The following is a 19,338-nucleotide window of genomic DNA, read 5'->3' on the forward strand; positions in this document are numbered from 1 at the left end:
GCCAGTCAACTGGCGCGGCTGATGCCGATTGCTGCTCTTGCTTTGGGCTGTTGCAGGGTCAGCCAGGCAATAAGTTCCTGTTCGGGCATTGGCTTGGCGAACAGGAAGCCCTGCATCAATGGGCAGCCCAGATCTTGCAGACGTCGCCGCTCCGTTTCGGTTTCCACTCCCTCGGCGATTACCTGCATTTGCAATTGCTCGCCCAGGGAAAGGATGACTCGGGCGATGCGTTCATCGCCCTGACCGAGCTGCCGGGTGAAGGATTTGTCCAGCTTTAGCGCGCTCATGGGCAAACTCTGTAAGCGCTGCAGTGAAGAGTAGCCAGTACCGAAATCATCCATATGCAGGTCGAAGCCTTCGCTGGTCAGATTGAACAGTTGTTGTTCGAGGCGCTGCTGGTGATCAGTGAAAGCGCTTTCGGTCAGTTCGAAATGCACCTGTTGCCGAGGCACATGGGCGTTGTCGACCAAGTTGCAGAGCCGGGTTGTCAGGTCATCCTGCAGCATTTGCTTAACCGATAAATTGATATTCAGCTCAAGCCCTGGCTGAACGACCTGCAGGCGGGGTAAAGCACTGATGGCGTTTCTGGCGATATACAGGCCCAGCTCGTCGATCAGACCAGACTCCTCTGCTACCGGAATGAACTTGTCTGGAGGGAACAGGCCGCTTTGGCGCGGCCATCGGGCTAAGGCTTCAAGCATGAGCGGGTAGCCGCTGCCAGAGTCGACAATCGGTTGGTACCAGACCTCAATCTGCCCATTGGCCAGGGCTTCACGCAGCTCCTGCTCAATGCTCATACGCTCGCGCACGTGCTCATGCATTTGTGCTGAGAAGAAGGCAAGACCAGCTTTACCACTGTTCTTGGCTTCGTACATGGCGATGTCGGCATTGCGTAGTAATTGGTCCTGGCTCATCCCCGCACTGCTGTCGGCGATGCCCATGGAGGCGCTTAGAGTTATGCGGATGCCATTGATGAAAAGTGGCTGGCGGATGGCTTCAAGCAGACGTTCGGCAAAAATCTGCATGCCCATCTCATCGCAATCACTGATGCTGAGGATGGCAAATTCGTCGCCGCCCAGACGGATGGGGCTGTCGCTGACGCGGATCACGCTCCGGATGCGATCAGCAGTTTGTTGCAGGATACGGTCCCCGGCTTCGTGGCCGAGGCAGTCGTTGACCAGTTTGAAGTTGTCCAGATCTAACAGGTAAAGCGTTGTACGCATGCCTTCATGACGCTGCTGCAGGGCTTGGAACAGCAGCAGGCACTCATCAAAAGACTTGCGGTTGCCCAGGCCGGTCAGGGTGTCACGGCGTACCTCGGTATACAGCTCACGGTGCGCACGCTTGAGTTCATGCAGTGTGCTGTTCAGCGTGTGTGACAGTTGCTCAAGCTCATCGCCGCTGACGTCTTCTCCGCCGGGTGGTTGCTGTAGACGAGTGACTCGCTGAAGGCGGCTCAGTCGGCGAAGAATCAGGCGTTCGACGAGGACGGCGACGCTCAGCGTAACGAGGAGCAGCATCAGCAGACTGTTGCCCAGTTCTAGATACTCAGTCACTGCCAGATGGCCGGGAGTCGGCATGGGCCTTTTAATCTGCAGACGAACATCGCTGTCGCCAAGACTGTCCTTGAGCTGCGCGCTGGCGACGATGGTTTCGGGGGAACTAGCCGGCAGCAAGCTGGTGTTGGCTTGCAAGCTGAAGGAAATACCACTCTCACTTTTCAGGCGTTGCAGCTGGTTGGCGTTCAGGTAGCGAGCGAATACCAGCCAGCCGGCGCTTGGACTGGTCGGCTCGGTGTCGTTGATGGGGGCGATACCGACTTGCACGGCACTACCTTGCGACCACAGCAGGAGTTTCAGACCCCCTTCGATTTCCTGGCGCGGGCGTTTTATCAGCAAACGCTGGATCTGCTGCCAGAGCTCATCGCTTTCGGCGATAGGCTGAAGTGTCCCGTCCAGAAAACGTAGGCTTTCCAGTAGCTGGAAAGTGCTGGAAACGAACAGCACCACATCGACCCGGAGAGTGCTCAGCGAGTTGCGTGTGTAGTTGTTGTTCAAATAACGGGGGGCACGGTTGTGGAAAAAACGCAGCGTTTCGTCCCTTTGGCTGTAGTCGAGCACGCTGTGCAGCAGATTCTGTTGTTGGCTGTGCAGTATTGCTTGCAGGCGACGCAGGTCAGCTTCAACAAGTTGTTGCTCATGTTGCTGCTGGTTACGGGTCAGCAACCAACTGGTGCTCCAGTAACTGATAACGCTGAAAACCAGCAGTATGAGTGCAAGGTATAGCAACAGGCGGCTACGCAGGCTTCGATAGAAGGGCATGGGCTACATCCTCCCTGATGCCAAGTTGTCAGATCACTGACCAACTGCTTGCCAGGCGGCTCTGTGGCTGACTTGGCAAGTGCCTCCCCCTTTCAGCAAAGCCTAGTCTCTTCTGGAGGGTGAGCAAGGCCAGTGATCGGCTGGACGCTGTGTACAGTAGGTGTGGCTTCGGCCAAGAACGCGGCTGTTTTGTCTGGCGTGCTTGTGTTCGCTGAGGCTCCTCGCTAAATAACGCTTGCCCTTACGAACCGAGACGACGATGAACCAGCCGATTACTGATCTGTCAGCAGCTTCTTGTCCTCCTGCACAACTGCGCGCCCTGATCGAGAGCCGTCGCGCGGTACGTCGTTTTACCAGTGAGCCAGTGCCGGACGCGGTGATCCGCGATTGCCTAGAGCTGGCGGTACTGGCGCCCAACTCCTGCAATCTGCAGCCGTGGAGCTTTCAGGTGATCCGCGATCCGGCGTTGCTGGCACGCTTGCACCCAGTGTGCATGGGGCAACATGCGGCCAGAGCGCCGCTGATCATCGCCGTACTGGCCCGCCCGGATACTTGGCGTCAGGCGTGTGCCAACATCGTCGAGTACTGGCCGGAAGCCGAGGTGCCGCAGCGCATCCGGCACTTCTACCGCAAGACGGCGCCCTTTCAGTACAACCAGGGCTGGTGTGGCTGGCGCGGGCTGTTCAAGCGCCAGCTGGTGCGTCTGCTCGGGCTGCGCCGGGCGCTGATGCGCACGCCCAACAGTCAGGCGCAGATGCGTCTGTGGGCGGTCAAGTCCACGGCGCTGGCGGCGGAGAACCTGATGCTGGCGTTCCAGAGCCACGGCTACTCCACCTGTCCGATGGAAGGTTTTGACGAGGTGCGTCTGCGCCGGGTGCTGAGCCTGCCGCGCAAGGCCATCCCGATCATGCTGCTGGCAGTGGGCAAGCCGGGGGAGAAGGCGGTGTATAACCCGCGTCTGCGCTTTCCGCTGGAACAGCATGTCGAGTGGCTGTAGCGGGAGAGCCCCTCACCCCGGCCCTCGCAATGAGGGCGAAGGGAAGGGCGCTCGGGCTAAGTGCCCCGGCATGGTGCTCAATCACTCAGATCAATAGTGCTGGGCGAGCGAGACGACCGGTCATATGCTCGCACCATGAGCAAAAGCATCCGACTCGACAAGCGTGACCTGATCCTGACCAAGGGCTCGGCGGTGATGACCCGCCGCGGCTACCACGGCACCGGGGTGCTGGAGATTGTCCAGGCCGCGGGGATTCCCAAGGGCTCGTTCTATCACTACTTCGCCAGCAAGGAAGATTTTGCCCTGCAGGCGCTGGAGTATGTCTACCGGCCACGCCTGCAGCGCTATGCCGAGGCGCTGAGCAATCCGGCCCTGAGCCCGAGTGCGCGGATTCTGGCCTATTACCGCGAGCTGCTGGCGCACTTTCATCAGCAGGAGCGGGTGGAGTACTACTGCTTCATCGGCAGCCTGAGTTTCGAGATGAGCGAGTTGCTGCCGGCCATAGGCGCTCAGGTGGATGCCATCTATGCCGAGTCGCTGACGATTCTCGAGCGTTGCCTGCTGGAAGCCCGGGCCTGTGGCGAACTGGCCGCGGACGAAGACTGTGCCAACCTGGCCAGCTTCATCACCTGCGCCTGGCAGGGTGTGCTGGGCCGGCTCAAGGTCGGTCACAGCATCCGCCCGGTGGAAGAGTTTGTTGTGCGCCTGCAGCGTCTGCTGCAGGGCTGATTTTTTAACCCATTTAACGAGACGACCGGTCGCCTGGCCGGCAGAGGAGCACGCATGACCGCCCCCGTAAAAGCCCTGTTCGAACCTTTCCGCCTGGGTAGCCTGGAGTTGCCGACCCGTGTGGTGATGGCGCCGATGACCCGTTCTTTCTCGCCGGGTGGTGTGCCCAACAGCAAGGTGGTCGAGTACTACCGTCGCCGCGCCGCGGCCGGTGTCGGCCTGATCATCACCGAAGGCACCACCGTCGGTCACGCCGCAGCCAATGGCTATCCCAACGTGCCGCGCTTCTATGGCGAAGATGCCCTGGCCGGCTGGAAAAAGGTGGTGGATGCGGTGCACGCCGAAGGTGGCAAGATCGTTCCGCAGCTGTGGCACGTGGGTAACGTGCGCAAGCTGGGCACCGAGCCGGATGCCAGCGTGCCGGGCTATGGCCCGATGGAAAAGCTCAAGGACGGCAAGGTGGTGGTGCACGGCATGACCCAGGCCGATATCGATGCGGTGATCGCCGCGTTCGCCCAGGCCGCGCGTGACGCTCAGGCCATCGGCATGGACGGCGTGGAAATCCATGGCGCCCACGGTTACCTGATCGACCAGTTCTTCTGGGAAGGCAGCAACCAGCGTACCGACGGTTACGGCGGCAGCCTGGCCAACCGCTCGCGTTTTGCCATCGAGCTGATTCAGGCCGTGCGCGCCGCCGTCGGCCCGGACTTCCCGATCATCTTCCGTTTCTCCCAGTGGAAACAGCAGGACTACACCGCCCGTCTGGTGACCAGTGCCGAAGACCTGGGCGCCTTCCTCAAGCCGCTGTCTGATGCCGGTGTGGATATCTTCCACTGCTCGACCCGCCGCTTCTGGGAGCCGGAGTTCGAAGGCTCCGATCTCAACCTGGCCGGCTGGACCCGTCAGCTCACCGGTAAACCGACCATCACCGTGGGCAGCGTCGGTCTGGATGGCGAGTTCCTGCAGTTCATGGTCAACACCGACAAGGTGGCGAAGCCGGCCAGCCTGGAGAATCTGCTGGAGCGTCTGAACAAGCAGGAATTTGATCTGGTGGCCGTGGGTCGCGCCCTGCTGGTCGATGCCGACTGGGCGGTGAAGGTTCGCGATGGCCGCGAGCAGGACATCCTGCCGTTCAGTCGCGATGCCCTCATGAGCCTGAACTGAGTTTTCCGCAGTACCCCCTGCAGCGGCTACGGGAGCGTTACCGCTGCAGCTTTTCAGCCCCGTGGCGTAAGCCCCGGGGTTTTTTTATGCGTCAGCGAGTGGGATTGCGGCAGGGGCGGGGCGCTTGTCATGGCTTGGAGCAGGCAGCTCTCAAACTGTTCGATGATCGCCGTCCAGCCCTGGCGGCTGGCGTGCTGACGCGCATTCAGACGAACCCGGCGCAGGTGTTCGCGGTCCTCCAGCAGCCAGTTGGCCGCCTCGATGAAGGCCGCTTCGTCGCCGGGCATGGCTAGCGCGCCGGTGTGGCCGTGCTGGATATGCTGGGCGGCAGCGGCCTGGTCATATGCCACCACCGCCAGCCCTGCGGCCATGGCTTCGAGCACCACATTGCCGAAGGTCTCCGACAGGCTGGGGAAGAGGAACAGATCGCCCGAAGCATAGTGACGGGCCAGCTCTTCGCCGCGTTGCAGGCCGCAGAAGACAGCGTCTGGCAGCTCTTTTTCCAGCACCTTGCGCTGTGGTCCGTCACCGACCAGAACCAGCCGCAGGCGTTTGCCGGGATGAGCCAGCTGCAGGGCATGGAAGCTGTCGGCAAGCAGGCTCAGGTTCTTTTCCGCGGCCAGACGACCGACATGCAGCACGGCAAGGTCCTGCTCGCCCAGCCCCCAGCACCGGCGCAGTTGCGGGCAGCGCCGGCTAGGGTGAAACAGCTGGCTGTCGACCCCACGGCTGAGCAGGGAAAGGCGCTCGAAGCCGCGTCGCTGCAACTCCATCTGCTGGCTGGGGCTGGGCACCAGGGTGGTCTGGCAGCGATTGTGAAAAGCCCGCAGATAGGCGCCGAGCAGACGTCTGAACAGGCCCAGGCCGTAGTGTTCGCTGTAGTGCTGGAAATTGCTGTGAAAGCCGCTGACGACCGGAATCCCCAGCCGGCGCGCGGCCCGAAGGGCGGACAGCCCCAGCGGCCCCTCGGTGCTGATGTACAGCACATCCGGGCGTTGCCGGCGCCAGCGGCGCAGCAGTTTGTGCAGGGCCGACTGCCCCCATTGCAGGCCTGGGTAGCCGGGTATAGGCCAGCCGCGGGTCAGCAGCAGATCGTCACTGGCGGGCAGGCGGGCATCGCCGGATTGGCGTGGGCGAATGAGCTCTACGCGGTGGCCGCGCAGACGCAGTCCGTCGACCAGACGCGCCAGGGTGTGGGCCACGCCGTTGACTTCCGGGGGGAAGGTTTCGCTGATCAGGGCGATGTGCAGAGGTTGTGCATTCATGCCTGCAGTCTTGGCTGCCGGCATGAATGCCGTGTGTCAGGCGGATGACCGAGCGGTTACGCCTGCGCCTGGCGCTCGCGCACCCAGAACAGAGTAGCGCCGGCCACCGCTGCCGGCATCACCAGGATATTGGCAAAGGGAACCAGCAGCGCAAGGTACACCGAGCCGCCAAAGCCGAGGCTCTGCCAGCGCTTCTCGCGCAGCCAGGCGAGCATCTCGTTCCAGCCCAGCTTGTTGTTGTCCGCCGGGTAGTCGATGTACTGGATGGCCATCATCCACACGCCGAACAGCAGCCACAACGGAATGGCTAGCAGGTTGATCACCGGGATAAAGGTGAGAATCAGCAGAACCAGCGCGCGCGGCAGGAAATAGCCGAGCTTGCGCAGCTCGCGGCCGATGGTGCGGGGCACCATGGCGGAAAGTTCGGCCAGGCTGAAGGGCGGGAAGTCGTCCGTGCCACGCAGTACGACTTCCACCTTCTCGGCGAGAAAACCGTTGAAGGGCGCGGCAATGATGTTGGCCAGCAGGCTGAAGGTGAAGAACACGGTGAACAGCAGCAGCACGACGAACAGCGGCCACAGCAGCCAGTTCAGCCAGCTCAGCCAGTCCGGCACCGAGTTCATCAGTTGGTCCAGCAGGCCGCCGAACTGTTGCACGGCGAGCATGATCAGGCCGCCAAACACCAGCAGGTTGACCAGCAGTGGCAGCAGCACGAACAGGCGCAGACCAGGGCGCAGCATCAGCTTGAGGCCTTCGGCCAGGTATTGCGGGCCGTTGAGGACGACTGGGGGCATAACAGGCTCCGGGGCAGGAAAACTGCGGCGACCTTAGCGATTTTCCGCAGCAGGGGAAAGTAGGTCGCTCTGGTAGACACAGGCGCGGTTGCGCTGCTGTTTGGCCTGGTACATGGCAGCATCTGCCGCGCTGATAAGGGTTGCCGCTTCGCTGGCATGCTCCGGGTAGAGGGCAATGCCGATGCTTGGGGTTACAAAATCAACCATTACCTGTTTCAGATAGATCGGCTCGTGCAGGGCGGTCAGTAGTCTCGCTGCCAGACGCTGGGAGCTTTCGAGTGTCCCGCCGGGCATGAGCAGGGTGAATTCGTCACCTCCCAGGCGGTAAACCCTGTCGGGGGCGCGCAGGCTATTGCGCAGGCGTTCGGCAATTTGTGTCAGTAGCTCGTCACCGGCTTCATGGCCAAAGCGATCATTAACTTCCTTGAAACGATCCAGATCGATGTAGAACAGGGCCAGGGAACGGTGCAGGCGGTCAGCTTCGTCGAGCGCCAGTTTCAGTTGTTCCAGGAAGGCTTTGCGGTTGCCCAGTCCCGTGAGGGTGTCGCGGTACGCCAGCTCCAACAGTTGATTCTGCAGTGCCACCTGGCCGCTGACATCGCGGACGATACCGCGATAGCCAAGCAGTGTCCCTTTACTGTCGTGAATGACCGAGAAGCGTCCTTCGAAGTGGCCATAGCTACCATTGCGTCGCTGTAACGGCACACTTAGCAGCGTGTTCCCATCGCCACGGATGGCCTCGCGGAATAGCTGGCGCGCGCGAGAGGCATCCTCTGGGCTGAGCGCCTGGAGCATGTCCATGTTTTCCAGGGCGCCACTGGGATAACCGAGCATTTTTTCCAGCGCAGGGTTGGCTGTGAGTACGCGTCCGTTGATGTCCAGTTCGAAGAAGCCATCTTGAATGTTATTTAGGATTGCCAGGTCGCGACTTTCGCTCTGTTCGACACGCTCCAGCATGTGATTGATTTCGCCGGCCAGTTGTCCCAGTTCATCGCGTCCTTCCAGGCTCAGCCGGTCTAGCTGGTTGTCCTGTCCAATCTGGCCGATCTGCTGGTTTAGCAGTAGCAAGCGGCGCAGGACCCAAAGTTCAAGCCCCAGATAGCCAATGCAGGAGGCGAGAACCAGAATCAGCAGCATGCCGATAAAAAACAGGTTGGTTACCTGTTGGCCCTGCCGATAAATCGGTCGCGAACGATCCAGCAGGAGGGTCAGTGCGGCTTCGCGTTGCTGGTTGACCATGCTCAAGCGTGTCGCCTGATGCTCGCCTGATACCTGGCGAGGTGTCAGCCAGGCCATGCTATTGAGGTGCTTGGCGGAGATGTCGAGGACAAAGGCATTACCTGGCGCGCTAGGGTTGTCTTCTATCTGCAGTTGCTGCAATAAGCGGTTTTCCAGCGTTTTTTTCCACTCGTGGGTGATGAAGAAACCCATTACGAGGCTGCCATTGGGCAGCCGTTGGCCTGATGAGTTGCTGATCGGCGTGCTGGTGGCCAGTAGGGGGCGACGGTCGAGGGCAAACCATTCTGTCAGGCTGTCGCTGGCTTGCTGACGCGGTTTGTTGAAGCCTGCACGCGCCAGTGCGGAGAGTGTGCGCAACTTGAGCAGAGTTGGGTCGTGCAGACGTGGTAGCGGCAGCCCCGGAAGCTCCTCGGCAGCCGGCAAATGCCAGAGTTCCTCAAACAGACGGCCTTGATCGTCATAGAAGAGGATGAAATGCAGGCCGAGGTTATCCAGAGTGTCGGTGTTGAGATTGCTGGCGATGTAATCCTCATTTTGACCCGCTACAAACTGGTAGCTCTCATCCCACCAGGCCCAGTCACGGCTTAGGGTAAGCAGGTTGCTCATTTGCTGGTGCAATTCGCGGTGCAGTTGATTGGCAGATTCTGCCAACTGCTCGGCATCCAACTGGTCGAAACGTTGTAATAGCAAGTGCTGGCTTAGCAGCCAAACGGCGCCAAGGCTGATTAGCATCAACGGCAGAAACAACATGAGTAGGCGGCGACGCAGTGGCATCACAGGCTCTCGTGACGGAAGTGACTTCACCAGAGTATAGGCAGCTATCTCAGTGCCTCACGAACGAGGTCAACTGAGGCTTGGCTGTTTTCAACTATTCGAAGCGTCAAGGGCACAAAAAAGCCCGCTTACGCGGGCTTTTCTTCAGCACGACAGGTTTCAGCGCAGGGCCTGGCCGATGCTCTGGTCCTTGAAAACACGGGTCAGTGCATCGCTGAGCACATCGCTGACCAGCTTGCTGTTGGTCTCTTCGTTGGGCGCCATGCCGAAGCGCTGGTTCAAGCTTGCCGAGTAGCGGCCGGAGTAGCGGCGACCATTGTTCTGCACATCGGCGCGGAAAACGGCCTTGATGTTGGCTTCGGTGACGTAGGAACCATCCTTGGGCGACTGATAGGTCAGCTCGGCCAGGGTCAGGGTGATCTGCGGTGCGTTGTAGGCATTCGGCGTCGGGGTAAAGCCGAGCAGACGCACGCCAGCGTCGGCCTGGGCTTGCAGGCGCGGCAGCAAGGTCTGGCCGTTGACCGTGATGTTGCTGGTTTCGGCGTACAGGCCGCCGCGGCTGCCCAGCACCGGGGAGGGGCGACCATCAACCACCTTGACCGAGACCGGCTGGCCCTGACCAACGGCCACCAGCGGGCCATTGAGCAGCGGCTGTGGCTCCAGTTGTTGCGGGCTGAGGGCGCAGCCGGTGAGGCTCAGGCTGGCAACGGTGAACACTCCGAGCAACAGACGGTGCAGCATGCGTGACTCTCCAGGAAGGGTAGAAATGGCCGGCAGTATAACGAGCGCCTCGCCGCTGTGGCAGTGCGCGGCGCTGTCATGCGCGTGTCACTTGGATGGTGGATAAAGGCAGCAGTTCCCGGAGGTGTTGCCCATGCTGGCTTTACTGATGCTGTTTCGTCCGGCGCCGCGGCGCCAGTTTGTTCTGCTGGATGCCGAGGAGCGCTGCCTGGTCATGCGCTGTGCCCGGCAGTGCCCGGCGGCTGGAAACTGGGTTGAGGTCAGTGAGTTTTCCCTGTTCTGGCTGGGGCAACCGTTGCCTCCGGAGGCTGTATTGCGGCCCCTGCCAACACGTCGGCCATGGTTGCTGGCGAGCTGAAGTTAAGCCAGCGCTAAGTCTCTCGCGGTATGCTGCCTCCCTCTCTGGGGGAGATGAACATGCGTATCCTGCTGGTCGAAGACAATCGCGACATTCTGGCCAATCTGGCTGATTACCTGACGCTCAAGGGCTATACCGTTGACTGCGCTCAGGATGGCCTCAGTGGGCTGCAACTGGCGAGCAGCCAGCATTTCGATTTGCTGGTGCTGGATGTGATGCTGCCTGGCATCGATGGTTTTACTCTGTGTCAGCGCCTGCGCGAAGAATCCCGCAGCAGCACGCCGGTGATCATGCTCACCGCCCGAGACACCCTGGATGACCGTCTGCAGGGGTTTCGCAGCGGTGCCGATGACTACCTGTTAAAGCCCTTCGCCCTTTCCGAACTGGCCGCACGGATTGAGGCGGTGCTGCGCCGTAGTCAGGGCATGAACCGGCGCAATCTGCAGGTCGGTGATCTCGCCTATGACCTGGATACCCTTGAAGTCAGTCGTGCGGGGCGCCCTCTCAAGCTCAATCCGCTGGGTCTGAAAATCCTCGAAATCCTCATGCAGCGCAGTCCCAATGTGGTGCGCCGCGATGCGCTGGAGGAAGCCATCTGGGGTGAGGACTGCCCGGACAGCGACAGCCTGCGCAGCCATATCCACCAGCTTCGTCAGGTGATCGACAAGCCTTTTGCCCAGCCGTTGCTGCACACCGTGCATGGTGTGGGCTATCGGCTGGTGGCGGAGCCAGCTGATGTGGTTTAAGCCAGGTCTCGCTCAGCGCATCATCATTGCCTTCGTGGTGATGACCACGCTGGTCGCCGGTGCCTTTGCTATGGGTATTGTCGGCACTGTGTACATGATCGAGGAACGGCTGATCTCCCAGACCCTCGGCGGCGACCTTGACCGTCTGTTGCGTATGGACAGCATGGAAAGCTGGCGGCACCGTCCGGAACGTGACCAGCTGTTCTATATCTCCCGCGGCCCGGGCGATTTTGCCATGCCGGCCGACCTGCAGAATCTCAGTCAGGGCTTTCATGAGGTGTTTCGCCCGCCGAAGGCCTATCACGCCGTAATTCGCGAGGTGGCCGGGCGCCGCTATGCCCTCTTGCAGGATCAGAGCGATTTCGAGGAGCGCGAGCATGTGCTGTTCGGGGTGGTTCTGGTCGGCTTCCTGATCAGCGTGGCCATGGCCTGCGCCCTCGGGGTGGTGATGGCGCGGCGGGTCATGGCGCCGCTGATCAATCTGGCCGCCAAGGTGCGTTTGCGTGAGCAGCAGCTCAGTGAGGCTCCTGCTCTGGCGCCGCAGTTTCCATCTGACGAGGTCGGGCAACTGGCGGCGGCTTTCGATGCCACCCTTGGGCAGCTGCGCCAGGCCCTGACTCGTGAGCGGCTGTTTACCAGTGATGTCAGTCATGAACTGCGTACGCCGCTGATGGTGATTGCCACGTCCTGTGAGCTGCTTCAGGCCAATCCCGCACTGGGGGAGCGTGAACAGGGGCATCTGAGCAAGATTGCCCGCTCCTGCGAGGAGATGCGCGATCTGGCGCAGACCTTCCTGCTGCTGGCGCGGGCCGAGCACCAGCAGGTGACGCATGCCGCGCAACAGAGCGTGCGTGAGGTGGCCGACGATCTTGCTGCACAGTGGCGCGGCGAGATCGAGCGCAAGGGGCTGCGTTTTGACTATGACCCGACTGAGACTCCGCCGGGGCTCTATCACGGGCCATTTCTGCGCACCGTACTGGGTAACCTGCTGCGCAATGCCCTGCACTACACGCAGAGTGGCCATGTCGCCCTGACGTTCAATAGCGAGGGCTTTGTGGTCGAGGACAGTGGCATCGGTATTCCCGAAGAGTTCCAGGATGCCGTGTTTCAGGCCTTCCAGCGTGGTGCCCAGGCGGGAGGCGAGGGAAAGGGGGTAGGGCTGTCGCTGGTGCAGCGTATCTGTCACTTGCAGGGCTGGCAGGTGCTGCTCACGGAAGCGCAGCCACACGGCTGCCGCTTCTGCGTGCGCTTGTTGCCGGCTTGACGCTTTTTTCATGGAGAGCAGGGCACAGTGGTAACCATTGGTCAGCTGGCGCTGGCGATGGAGCCTATCTGAACTATTTTCCTGATAGGCGTGTTGCTGCTTTTTCAAGAGGTTGCGGATATGAAGCTAGAAATTACTCGAGCTTTGTTTCTTGTTCTGTCAGTGGGCACCATGGGTGCTGCTGTCGCAGCCTGGCAGGAGCCGGGGCTCAAAGTGGTCAGCAGTGTGACCCGTTGTAGCGCTCCTGTGAGTTCACCTGCGTTGTCGGCTCAGCCATCCCAGGATGATCTGTTGCTGCTCATGTTTGGCTTGTCGCAAGGTATGCGCGCCTCCAGTTGAGTGCCTATGCCCCTCGCGAAATGCTTTGCGTGGGGCCTTTGGGGCCTTTGGGGCCTTTGGGGCTTTTCTGTGCCTCATCAACTGGTTAGTCTGCCCGCAGCAATTTCTGCCAGAACCAGAGACCTGTGCGGCGGATGAATGACCTGTCCCGTACCTCAGTCAGTCCCACCAGCCTGACCCCGGCTGCCGCGACGTTCCGGCCTCCGCTGCCGGCGGGCCACGTGCCGCGTCCGCGTTTGTGCGAGCGCCTGCTGCAGGGCCTCGACGGACGCTTGCTGCTGATCTGTGCGCCGGCCGGTTTTGGCAAGAGTTCCCTGGCCAGTGAGTTCTGTGAGCACCTGCCGACACCCTGGCGCAGCCTGTGGCTGTCGCTCAGCGCTCGTGACGGTGATCCCGGTCGCTTCCTCGAGCGCCTGCTGGAAACCCTTCGCCAGTGCTTTCCGCTGCTGGGTGAGCAGGCGCTGGGCATGCTCAAGCTGCGTCAGCGGCATCAACCCTTTGCCTATGAAGAGTGCCTGGACAGCCTGCTCGATGAGCTGGCTGAGCAGTTGCGTGTTGATCAGCCGCTGCTGCTGGTGCTGGATGACTATCACCTGGCTCAGGGTGCGGTGCTCGACCGCTGCCTGCAGTTCCTGCTCAATCATCTGACGGCGGGCCTGGTCCTGCTGGTCACCAGCCGCCAGCGCCCCGACTGGCATCTGGCACGCCTGCGCCTGTCACGCCAGTTGCTCAAGCTGACCGAGCAGGACCTGCGCCTGACCGCTGAGGAAAGTGCCGCGGTGCTGGCTGAACAGGGCGCCAGCCTGCCACGCGGCGAGCTGGAAGGGTTACTGGCGCGCAGTGAAGGCTGGGTCGCCGGTTTGCGCCTGTGGTTGCTGACTCAGCAGGGGGGAACGGCACCCGGTAGCGCCTTGCCCCATGGCGGTGAAGGCCTGATCCGCGACTATCTGCTGGAAGAAGTGATTGAGCGGCTGCCCGCCGAATTGCAGAGCTTTCTCTACGAAACTGCCTGCCAGGAGCGCTTCTGCGCCGAACTGTGCGATGCCGTGCGCGATGCCCATGACAGCGCGGCCCTGCTCGAACACCTGCGTGAGCACCAGGTCTTTCTGGTGCCGCTGGATGAGCAGGGCAAGTGGTTTCGCTATCACCACCTGTTTTCCGACCTGCTGCGTTCGCGCCCAACCCAGCGCCTGAGCGTGCCACCGGCCAGCCTGTACCTGCGTGCCTGTCGCTGGTTCAGCAGTCAGGGGTTGCTGGACGATGCCATCGAGCAGGCCCTGCGGGCCGGCCAGCCGGACGTGGCGGCCAGTCTGGTGCAGAACCTCTCCGAGGAGCAGCTGCTCGCCGAGCAGAACGTGGCCATGCTGCTGCGCTGGAAGATGGACCTGCCGGACAGCCTGCTGGCCAGCTCGCCGCGGTTGATCGTGCTGTACAGCTGGGTGCTGGCGCTGGCCTGTCAGCTGGACGCCGCACAGGACCTGATCGGTCAGCTCGGCCGCTTCCTGCCGGCGCCTTCGGCACAGGAGCAGGGGGAGCTGCTGGGTCAGTGGCTGGCCCTGAGCGGTGTGGTGGCCCGCGCCCGTGGTGATATGGGCACGGCTGAGCAGTACTGCGCCGCCGCGCTGGCGGCCTTGTCCGAAGGCCGTTACGGGCAGCGCCTGATGTGCCTGTCGACCCTGGCCAACCTGGCGGTGGCGCGCGGCGATCTGTGGCGTGCTCGTGGCCTTAACCGCGATGCGCTGGAGCTGACTCAGCGCATTGGCAATCCGCTGTTCGAGGCGCTGGCGCATTACGACCGTGCCCGTGTGTTGCAGGCCCGCGGTGAAGTGCTGCGGGCCCAGGAGGAGGTCGGGCAGGGGCTGGCCTGTCTGCAGCACCTGCCGGCCGGGCGCCTGTATGCGGTGCGCGCGCGCCTGAACATCTACCGGGGGTATCTGCTGACCCTGCGCCTGCAGCCGGAGATGGCCATCCAGGCGCTGCAGGCGGGTATCGCCGAGGCCCGTTCCTGTCGCGATATCAGCCTGCTGCTGGGCTACTGCGTGCTGGCGAGTCTCAAGGCCCGTCAGGGCCAACTGGCCGAAGGCTTCGCCGAACTGGCCGAGGCCGAACGGCTGATGCATATCTGGGATATTCCGCCGGTGTTTTATCTGGCGATGATCACCTTGGTGAAATGCGAGCTGTGGCTGCACCAGGGACAACTGGAGCTGGCCGAGGCCTGGCTGCAGCGCATGGCCCATACCTACGGTGGAGACCTGGCCGCGGCGGCGCCGGAGTTCCACCCTCAGCTGCCCTTGCATGTGGCACTGAATCAGGCGGCTCTGGTGCGGTTGCAGGGAAATCTGGGCGAGACAGAGCGCCGCCTGCGTGGCCTGATCCTGCATGCGCAAAATACCGGGGCGCTGCTGTTGGCGGTGATGGCGCAGGTTCAGTTGAGTCTGCTGCTGCATGTCGACGGACGCGAGCGCGAGGCTCAGCAGAGCCTCTCGGTTGCCCTGCAGGGCGCCGCTGGTGGTGCCCTGTTGCCGTTTCAGGAATTACTGCGCCATCAGCCGCAGTGGCTGGCCGAGCAACTCGCCCTGCTGGCGCCGGGCGCCCTGCGCAGTGACCTGCAGGCCTTGTTGCCGCTTAACCCCGGTGAGATGCCTGCTGTTCAGCCGGCCGGAGGCGAGGCGCTCAGTGCGCGCGAGCTGGCTGTCCTGCGTCTGATTGCTCAGGGTTGCTCCAACCAGGAAATCAGCGAGCGCCTGTTCATCTCCCTGCACACGGTCAAGACCCATGCCCGTCACATCAACAGCAAGCTCGGTGTGGAGCGGCGCACCCAGGCCGTGGCGCATGCCAAGGTGCTGGGCCTGCTGGATTGAATCGTCAGGGTTTGCCGGCTGGCAGGGCCGGGGTTTCCTCGCTGGCCGGTAGCGTCAGGTCGAGAGCTTTGGCCGGTGCCGCGCCGGGAGCGGGCTTGGCCAGCTGGCGGCTGACATCTTCCTGAATCGTGCTGAGCACCGGCAGCAGATCGGCCATATTGCTGCGTACCTCGCTGTAGGCATGCTGGCGGCTCAGGGCCTCGATACGGGTGAGCAGGTCGACCCGCACCGGTTGCGGCAGGTGAACAAACAGGTCGGGCATCTGCTTGGCCAGCTCGGCGCTGTACAGCACCAGTTCCTCTCGGTCGAACTGTTTGGTCAGGTCGAGGTAGTCGATGGCGCTGGAGGTCAGCATGGCCGCTGCCGCCTTGGTTTCACCAAGACCTTTCAAACGTATCGGACTGCCTTGCTCACTGGCCGCCAGGGTCATCCAGAACTCGGTGGTGAGGGTGAATAGGATGGCCTGCTGGCGCAGCGAGTAGGTCATCAGACCGAGCGCTTCGGCACCATAGGGCTGCTGCACGGCCTTGAAGTCGAAGTACAGGCGCATCAGCTCCTTGAGCTGGAACAGCACCTCGCGCGCCTCGTTCTGACGCAGCTCCAGTGGCGCATAGATGTTCAGCTGTGGCTTGAAGTTGTCTGGGCTGGTCATGCGCTGGTAGATCGGCCCGGTGAACTCGCCGCTGCGCCGGGGCAGGGCGTTGACCTGGGTCTTGTCGATCTTGTCCAGCGCCTCGATGAGCAGGCGGTAGTCGCCACTGCTCCAGGGGCGCTGGATGTCCGGAATCTTCTGCCCCAGATAAAACAGCTCGGCGGCGGGCAGACGGCTGCTGACCAGTAAAAGGATGGCCAGCGGCCAGAGCAGTCGGCGTGTTAGGGTCATGACGGGTATCCGCAACTAGGGGCGCGGCAAGAGTAACGGCTTGTCCCTGAAGGAGTCACCCTGTCTTGGGTGGGGTTTGGCAGTTCTGGAGCGAAGATGAATCAGGCCGATCTGGGTGTGGTGCGCGCGGTATTCGAGGACCTCGGCGGGGTTCAGGCGGTGGCTCGCGAACAGGGTGAGGGACCCTTGGTCAGCCACCTGCAGCGCACCAATATCCAGCTGGCGGCAATCCCGGTTTTCGTGCGCAAGGGCCTGGCCGATACCACGGTGAATGATCTGCTGGAGGCCGCGCAGGTTTCGCGGCGGACCTTCTACAAATATTTCGCCAACAAGATGGATGTGCTCGAGGGCATCTACTGCACGGCGGTGGCGTTGCTGCTGGCGCGCTTTCGCGAACTGCAGCCGGGCGCCGACATGGAGAGCTGGTTGCGCGCCATGGTCGGATTGTTCTTCGACTATCACCTGTCGGTGGGGCCGATCATCCGACTGATGCAGGAGGAGGCCCTGCGCGGCGACTCGCCGCTGGCGGTGCATCGTCAGCAGGCTCATGCCGAAATGCAGGCGCTGCTGCAGCAACGCCTGGCCCTGAGCGGCAAGGAGTTCCCGGCGCTGACCTTCCAGGCACTGATCTGGGCGATGGAGTCCGCCTCGCTCAACCTGCTCAGTCGCGCCGCGCCGCGGCAGGAGATCGGTGAGGCCAAGACCGTGCTGGGCGATCTGCTGCTGGCGGTGCTTTGTCCGCGCACGACGTAGGGTCTGTTTCCGCTTCGGCACAAGCCGCGTTGCTGCGCAACCCGAAGGGACGGGTCGTTTTTTGCGTACAGCGGTGTTGCTCGATGGCTCATTTAGCTGGCTAAACCTCGCATCTCGCGCCTTGCTGAACGTAAAAAGCGGCTCCGTCGCAGCCGTTCCGAAGCGGAAACAGACCCTAGGTTGGGGCGCATGATGGCCGGCGGCGTGCTCTGATGGTGGAACAATAACAAGTCAGGAGTTCTGCCATGTCTGCTTCCACCGCCTCCCTGCCAGCGACCATGCTGCCACCACTGGCCAGTGGCCTGGCCCGTCTGGGGTTTGGTGAGTTGTCGCTGGATGCCGTGAAGTCGCGCTATGGCAACGCCCGTGATGGCTCACGCTATGTCGAGCTGGACGGTTTCAATGTGCATTACCGCGATGAGGGCAATGCCAACGGCCCGGTGCTGGTGATGATTCATGGCGTGGTGGCCTCGCTGCACACCTGGGATGGCTGGGTGCAGGCCATGGCCGGCGATTACCGCATCATCCGTTTCGACGTGCCCGGCTTCGGCCTGACCGGCCCGGCGCGCGATGGCGTGTACAACGCCGAGCGCATGCTCAAGGTCATGACCAGCCTGCTGGATTTCCTCAAGGTCGGCAAAGCTTCGATCATCGGAAACTCGCTGGGTGGCTACATCGCCTGGAACTTCGCCCTGGCGCAGCCGCAGCGGGTGGAAAAACTGATTCTGCTCGATCCGGCGGGCTACCAGATGCGCAAGGTGCCGTGGATGATTGCGGCGGCCGAACTGCCCGGTGCCACCTGGGCCATGCCGCTGTGGATGCCGCGGGCTCTGATCGCACAGGGTATCAAGGAGGTCTACGGCGACTCTGGGCGCATCAAAGAAGGTGTGGTGCAGCGTTACTATGACCTCACCCGACGTCCGGGTAACCGGCGCGGCATGATGGAAATTTTCCGCGTGCTGCTGGGCGTCAACCGCACCGAGCTGGAAGGCACCGGGGCCCGCGTGGCCGAGCTGAAAATGCCGACCCTGCTGATGTGGGGCGAGCTGGACCGCTGGATTTCGCCCAAGCACGTACCGCTCTGGCAGCGCGACGTACCGGGGTTGCAGGTCAAGGTCTACGCCGGTGTCGGGCATATCCCGATGGAGGAAATTCCCGAACTGTCGGCGGCCGATGCGCTGGCTTTTCTGCGTAGCTGATTGATCTGCCAGACAACAAAAAGGCCCCGCGAGGGGCCTTTTTAGTTTGCGCCGCTGTCAGGCGGCGGCGCTGCTTTGCGGCTCGTAGTCACCCTTGAACTGGGCCACCAGCTCCAAGTTGTTGTGCTGCCAGGGATGGAAGTCGCCGCGGTAGAAATCTAAGTACACGCCGACCAGCTTGCGGTAGATGCCGTCCTTGCCCCACAGCCAGGTCAGGCCGTCACGCCAGACTCGCCAGTTCCACAGCAGGCCATCGCGTTTGAGCATGTGCAGCAGGCCCTTGGTAGTGTCCCAGGTGAAGAAGAAGGTGCTTTGCAGCATGGCGCGGCGCAGCAGCCAGCGGCTGCCACAGGTCTGCTGGTAGACATCGAAGGCCACAGCCTTGTGTTCGGTCTCTTCCAGGGCATGCCAGCGCCACAGGCGGGCCATCTTGGGATCGGCACCGGCGAGCCACTGCGGATCTTTCAGTAGGGCGTCGGCCATGATCGCGGTGAAGTGCTCGACCGCGCAGGTCGAGGCCAGCTGGGCATCGTGCGGCAGGTGCTTCTTGACGAAGGCCAGGCGCCTTTTCAGGCCGCGCTCCAGATAGTCGATGTCGTAGCCCAGTTCGCGCAGCCGCTGGTTGTAGGCCAGATGCTCGTGGCTGTGGTGACCTTCCTGGCCGATGAAGCCGCGGATCTGTTCCTTCAATACCGGGTCTTCGATCTGCTCGCGGAACAGGCGTACCGACTCGATGAAGAAACGTTCGCCATCGGGGAACAGCACCGACATGGCGTTGAACATGTGGGTCTTGAAGGCATTACCGCCGTGCCAGTGGCGCGGCAGGGGATTGGGCAGGTCGAAGTCCAACTGACGTGGGCGGATTTCCAGACCGGCGGGTGTGGTACTGGCCATGGCAGGCTCCCGGTATC

At 62.1% G+C, this 19,338-nt stretch carries 16 protein-coding genes; 9 read left to right on the forward strand and 7 right to left on the reverse strand.

Annotated features, from left to right (window positions below; translation table 11 throughout):
• Nucleotides 1–5 precede the first annotated feature (5 nt).
• Complete coding sequence (locus CK486_RS12025) at nucleotides 6–2,321, reverse strand: bifunctional diguanylate cyclase/phosphodiesterase (RefSeq protein ID WP_095940540.1); 2,316 nt, start codon at nucleotides 2,319–2,321, stop codon at nucleotides 6–8.
• A 259-nt stretch (nucleotides 2,322–2,580) separates the two neighbouring features.
• Between CK486_RS12025 and CK486_RS12030 the strand changes: the two genes are divergently transcribed.
• The 3 genes from CK486_RS12030 to CK486_RS12040 all read left to right on the forward strand — a co-directional run bounded on the left by CK486_RS12030 (nucleotide 2,581) and on the right by CK486_RS12040 (nucleotide 5,211).
• Nucleotides 2,581–3,318, forward strand: coding sequence for a nitroreductase family protein (locus tag CK486_RS12030; protein ID WP_095940541.1), 738 nt, complete (start codon nucleotides 2,581–2,583; stop codon nucleotides 3,316–3,318).
• 135 nt (nucleotides 3,319–3,453) lie between these two features.
• On the forward strand, nucleotides 3,454–4,047 hold the full coding sequence (locus tag CK486_RS12035) for a TetR/AcrR family transcriptional regulator (RefSeq protein ID WP_095940542.1): 594 nt from the start codon (nucleotides 3,454–3,456) through the stop codon (nucleotides 4,045–4,047).
• Between the two features lie 54 nt (nucleotides 4,048–4,101).
• Complete coding sequence (locus tag CK486_RS12040; RefSeq protein ID WP_095940543.1) at nucleotides 4,102–5,211, forward strand: NADH:flavin oxidoreductase; 1,110 nt, start codon at nucleotides 4,102–4,104, stop codon at nucleotides 5,209–5,211.
• Nucleotides 5,212–5,264: 53 nt separating this feature from the next.
• Here CK486_RS12040 and CK486_RS12045 read toward each other — a convergent pair whose 3' ends face one another.
• From CK486_RS12045 to CK486_RS12060, 4 genes are all read right to left on the reverse strand, one after another.
• Entirely contained in the window at nucleotides 5,265–6,500 is a 1,236-nt protein-coding gene (locus tag CK486_RS12045; protein ID WP_095940544.1) for a glycosyltransferase family 1 protein, read from the reverse strand.
• A 32-nt stretch (nucleotides 6,501–6,532) separates the two neighbouring features.
• A complete protein-coding gene (gene cysZ, locus CK486_RS12050; RefSeq protein WP_095940545.1) occupies nucleotides 6,533–7,270 on the reverse strand; it encodes a sulfate transporter CysZ in 738 nt (245 codons plus the stop codon).
• A gap of 33 nt (nucleotides 7,271–7,303) precedes the next feature.
• Nucleotides 7,304–9,283: a diguanylate cyclase domain-containing protein gene (locus CK486_RS12055; protein WP_095940546.1), complete on the reverse strand. Its 1,980-nt coding sequence runs from the start codon at nucleotides 9,281–9,283 to the stop codon at nucleotides 7,304–7,306.
• A gap of 159 nt (nucleotides 9,284–9,442) precedes the next feature.
• Nucleotides 9,443–10,024: a YajG family lipoprotein gene (locus tag CK486_RS12060; RefSeq protein WP_095940547.1), complete on the reverse strand. Its 582-nt coding sequence runs from the start codon at nucleotides 10,022–10,024 to the stop codon at nucleotides 9,443–9,445.
• A 133-nt stretch (nucleotides 10,025–10,157) separates the two neighbouring features.
• Between CK486_RS12060 and CK486_RS12065 the strand changes: the two genes are divergently transcribed.
• The 4 genes from CK486_RS12065 to CK486_RS12085 all read left to right on the forward strand — a co-directional run bounded on the left by CK486_RS12065 (nucleotide 10,158) and on the right by CK486_RS12085 (nucleotide 15,592).
• Nucleotides 10,158–10,382, forward strand: a complete 225-nt coding sequence (locus CK486_RS12065; protein ID WP_095940548.1) for a hypothetical protein — start codon at nucleotides 10,158–10,160, stop codon at nucleotides 10,380–10,382.
• A 59-nt stretch (nucleotides 10,383–10,441) separates the two neighbouring features.
• Entirely contained in the window at nucleotides 10,442–11,128 is a 687-nt protein-coding gene (locus tag CK486_RS12070; RefSeq protein ID WP_095940549.1) for a response regulator transcription factor, read from the forward strand.
• Nucleotides 11,118–12,392, forward strand: a complete 1,275-nt coding sequence (locus CK486_RS12075; RefSeq protein ID WP_095940550.1) for a HAMP domain-containing sensor histidine kinase — start codon at nucleotides 11,118–11,120, stop codon at nucleotides 12,390–12,392. Before CK486_RS12070 ends, CK486_RS12075 begins: the two co-directional genes overlap by 11 nt.
• A 473-nt stretch (nucleotides 12,393–12,865) precedes the next feature.
• Nucleotides 12,866–15,592 carry a LuxR C-terminal-related transcriptional regulator gene (locus tag CK486_RS12085; protein WP_095940551.1) on the forward strand — a complete coding sequence of 909 codons (2,727 nt, stop codon included), beginning with the start codon at nucleotides 12,866–12,868 and terminating at the stop codon, nucleotides 15,590–15,592.
• A gap of 4 nt (nucleotides 15,593–15,596) precedes the next feature.
• Here the strand turns inward: CK486_RS12085 and CK486_RS12090 are convergent, their stop codons facing one another.
• Nucleotides 15,597–16,475 carry a hypothetical protein gene (locus CK486_RS12090; protein ID WP_095940552.1) on the reverse strand — a complete coding sequence of 293 codons (879 nt, stop codon included), beginning with the start codon at nucleotides 16,473–16,475 and terminating at the stop codon, nucleotides 15,597–15,599.
• A 96-nt stretch (nucleotides 16,476–16,571) separates the two neighbouring features.
• Here CK486_RS12090 and CK486_RS12095 point away from each other — a divergent pair, with 96 nt between their 5' ends.
• The gene (locus tag CK486_RS12095) at nucleotides 16,572–17,228 is read left to right on the forward strand and encodes a TetR/AcrR family transcriptional regulator (RefSeq protein ID WP_095940553.1); all 657 of its coding nucleotides are present in this window, start codon (nucleotides 16,572–16,574) and stop codon (nucleotides 17,226–17,228) included.
• Nucleotides 17,229–17,473: 245 nt separating this feature from the next.
• On the forward strand, nucleotides 17,474–18,427 hold the full coding sequence (locus CK486_RS12100) for an alpha/beta fold hydrolase (RefSeq protein ID WP_095940554.1): 954 nt from the start codon (nucleotides 17,474–17,476) through the stop codon (nucleotides 18,425–18,427).
• 57 nt (nucleotides 18,428–18,484) lie between these two features.
• Here the strand turns inward: CK486_RS12100 and CK486_RS12105 are convergent, their stop codons facing one another.
• The gene (locus CK486_RS12105) at nucleotides 18,485–19,321 is read right to left on the reverse strand and encodes a metal-dependent hydrolase (protein ID WP_095940555.1); all 837 of its coding nucleotides are present in this window, start codon (nucleotides 19,319–19,321) and stop codon (nucleotides 18,485–18,487) included.
• Nucleotides 19,322–19,338: the final 17 nt, after the last annotated feature.

The organism is Pseudomonas sp. HAR-UPW-AIA-41 (assembly GCF_002304225.1).
In the GTDB taxonomy this organism is placed as follows: domain Bacteria; phylum Pseudomonadota; class Gammaproteobacteria; order Pseudomonadales; family Pseudomonadaceae; genus Aquipseudomonas.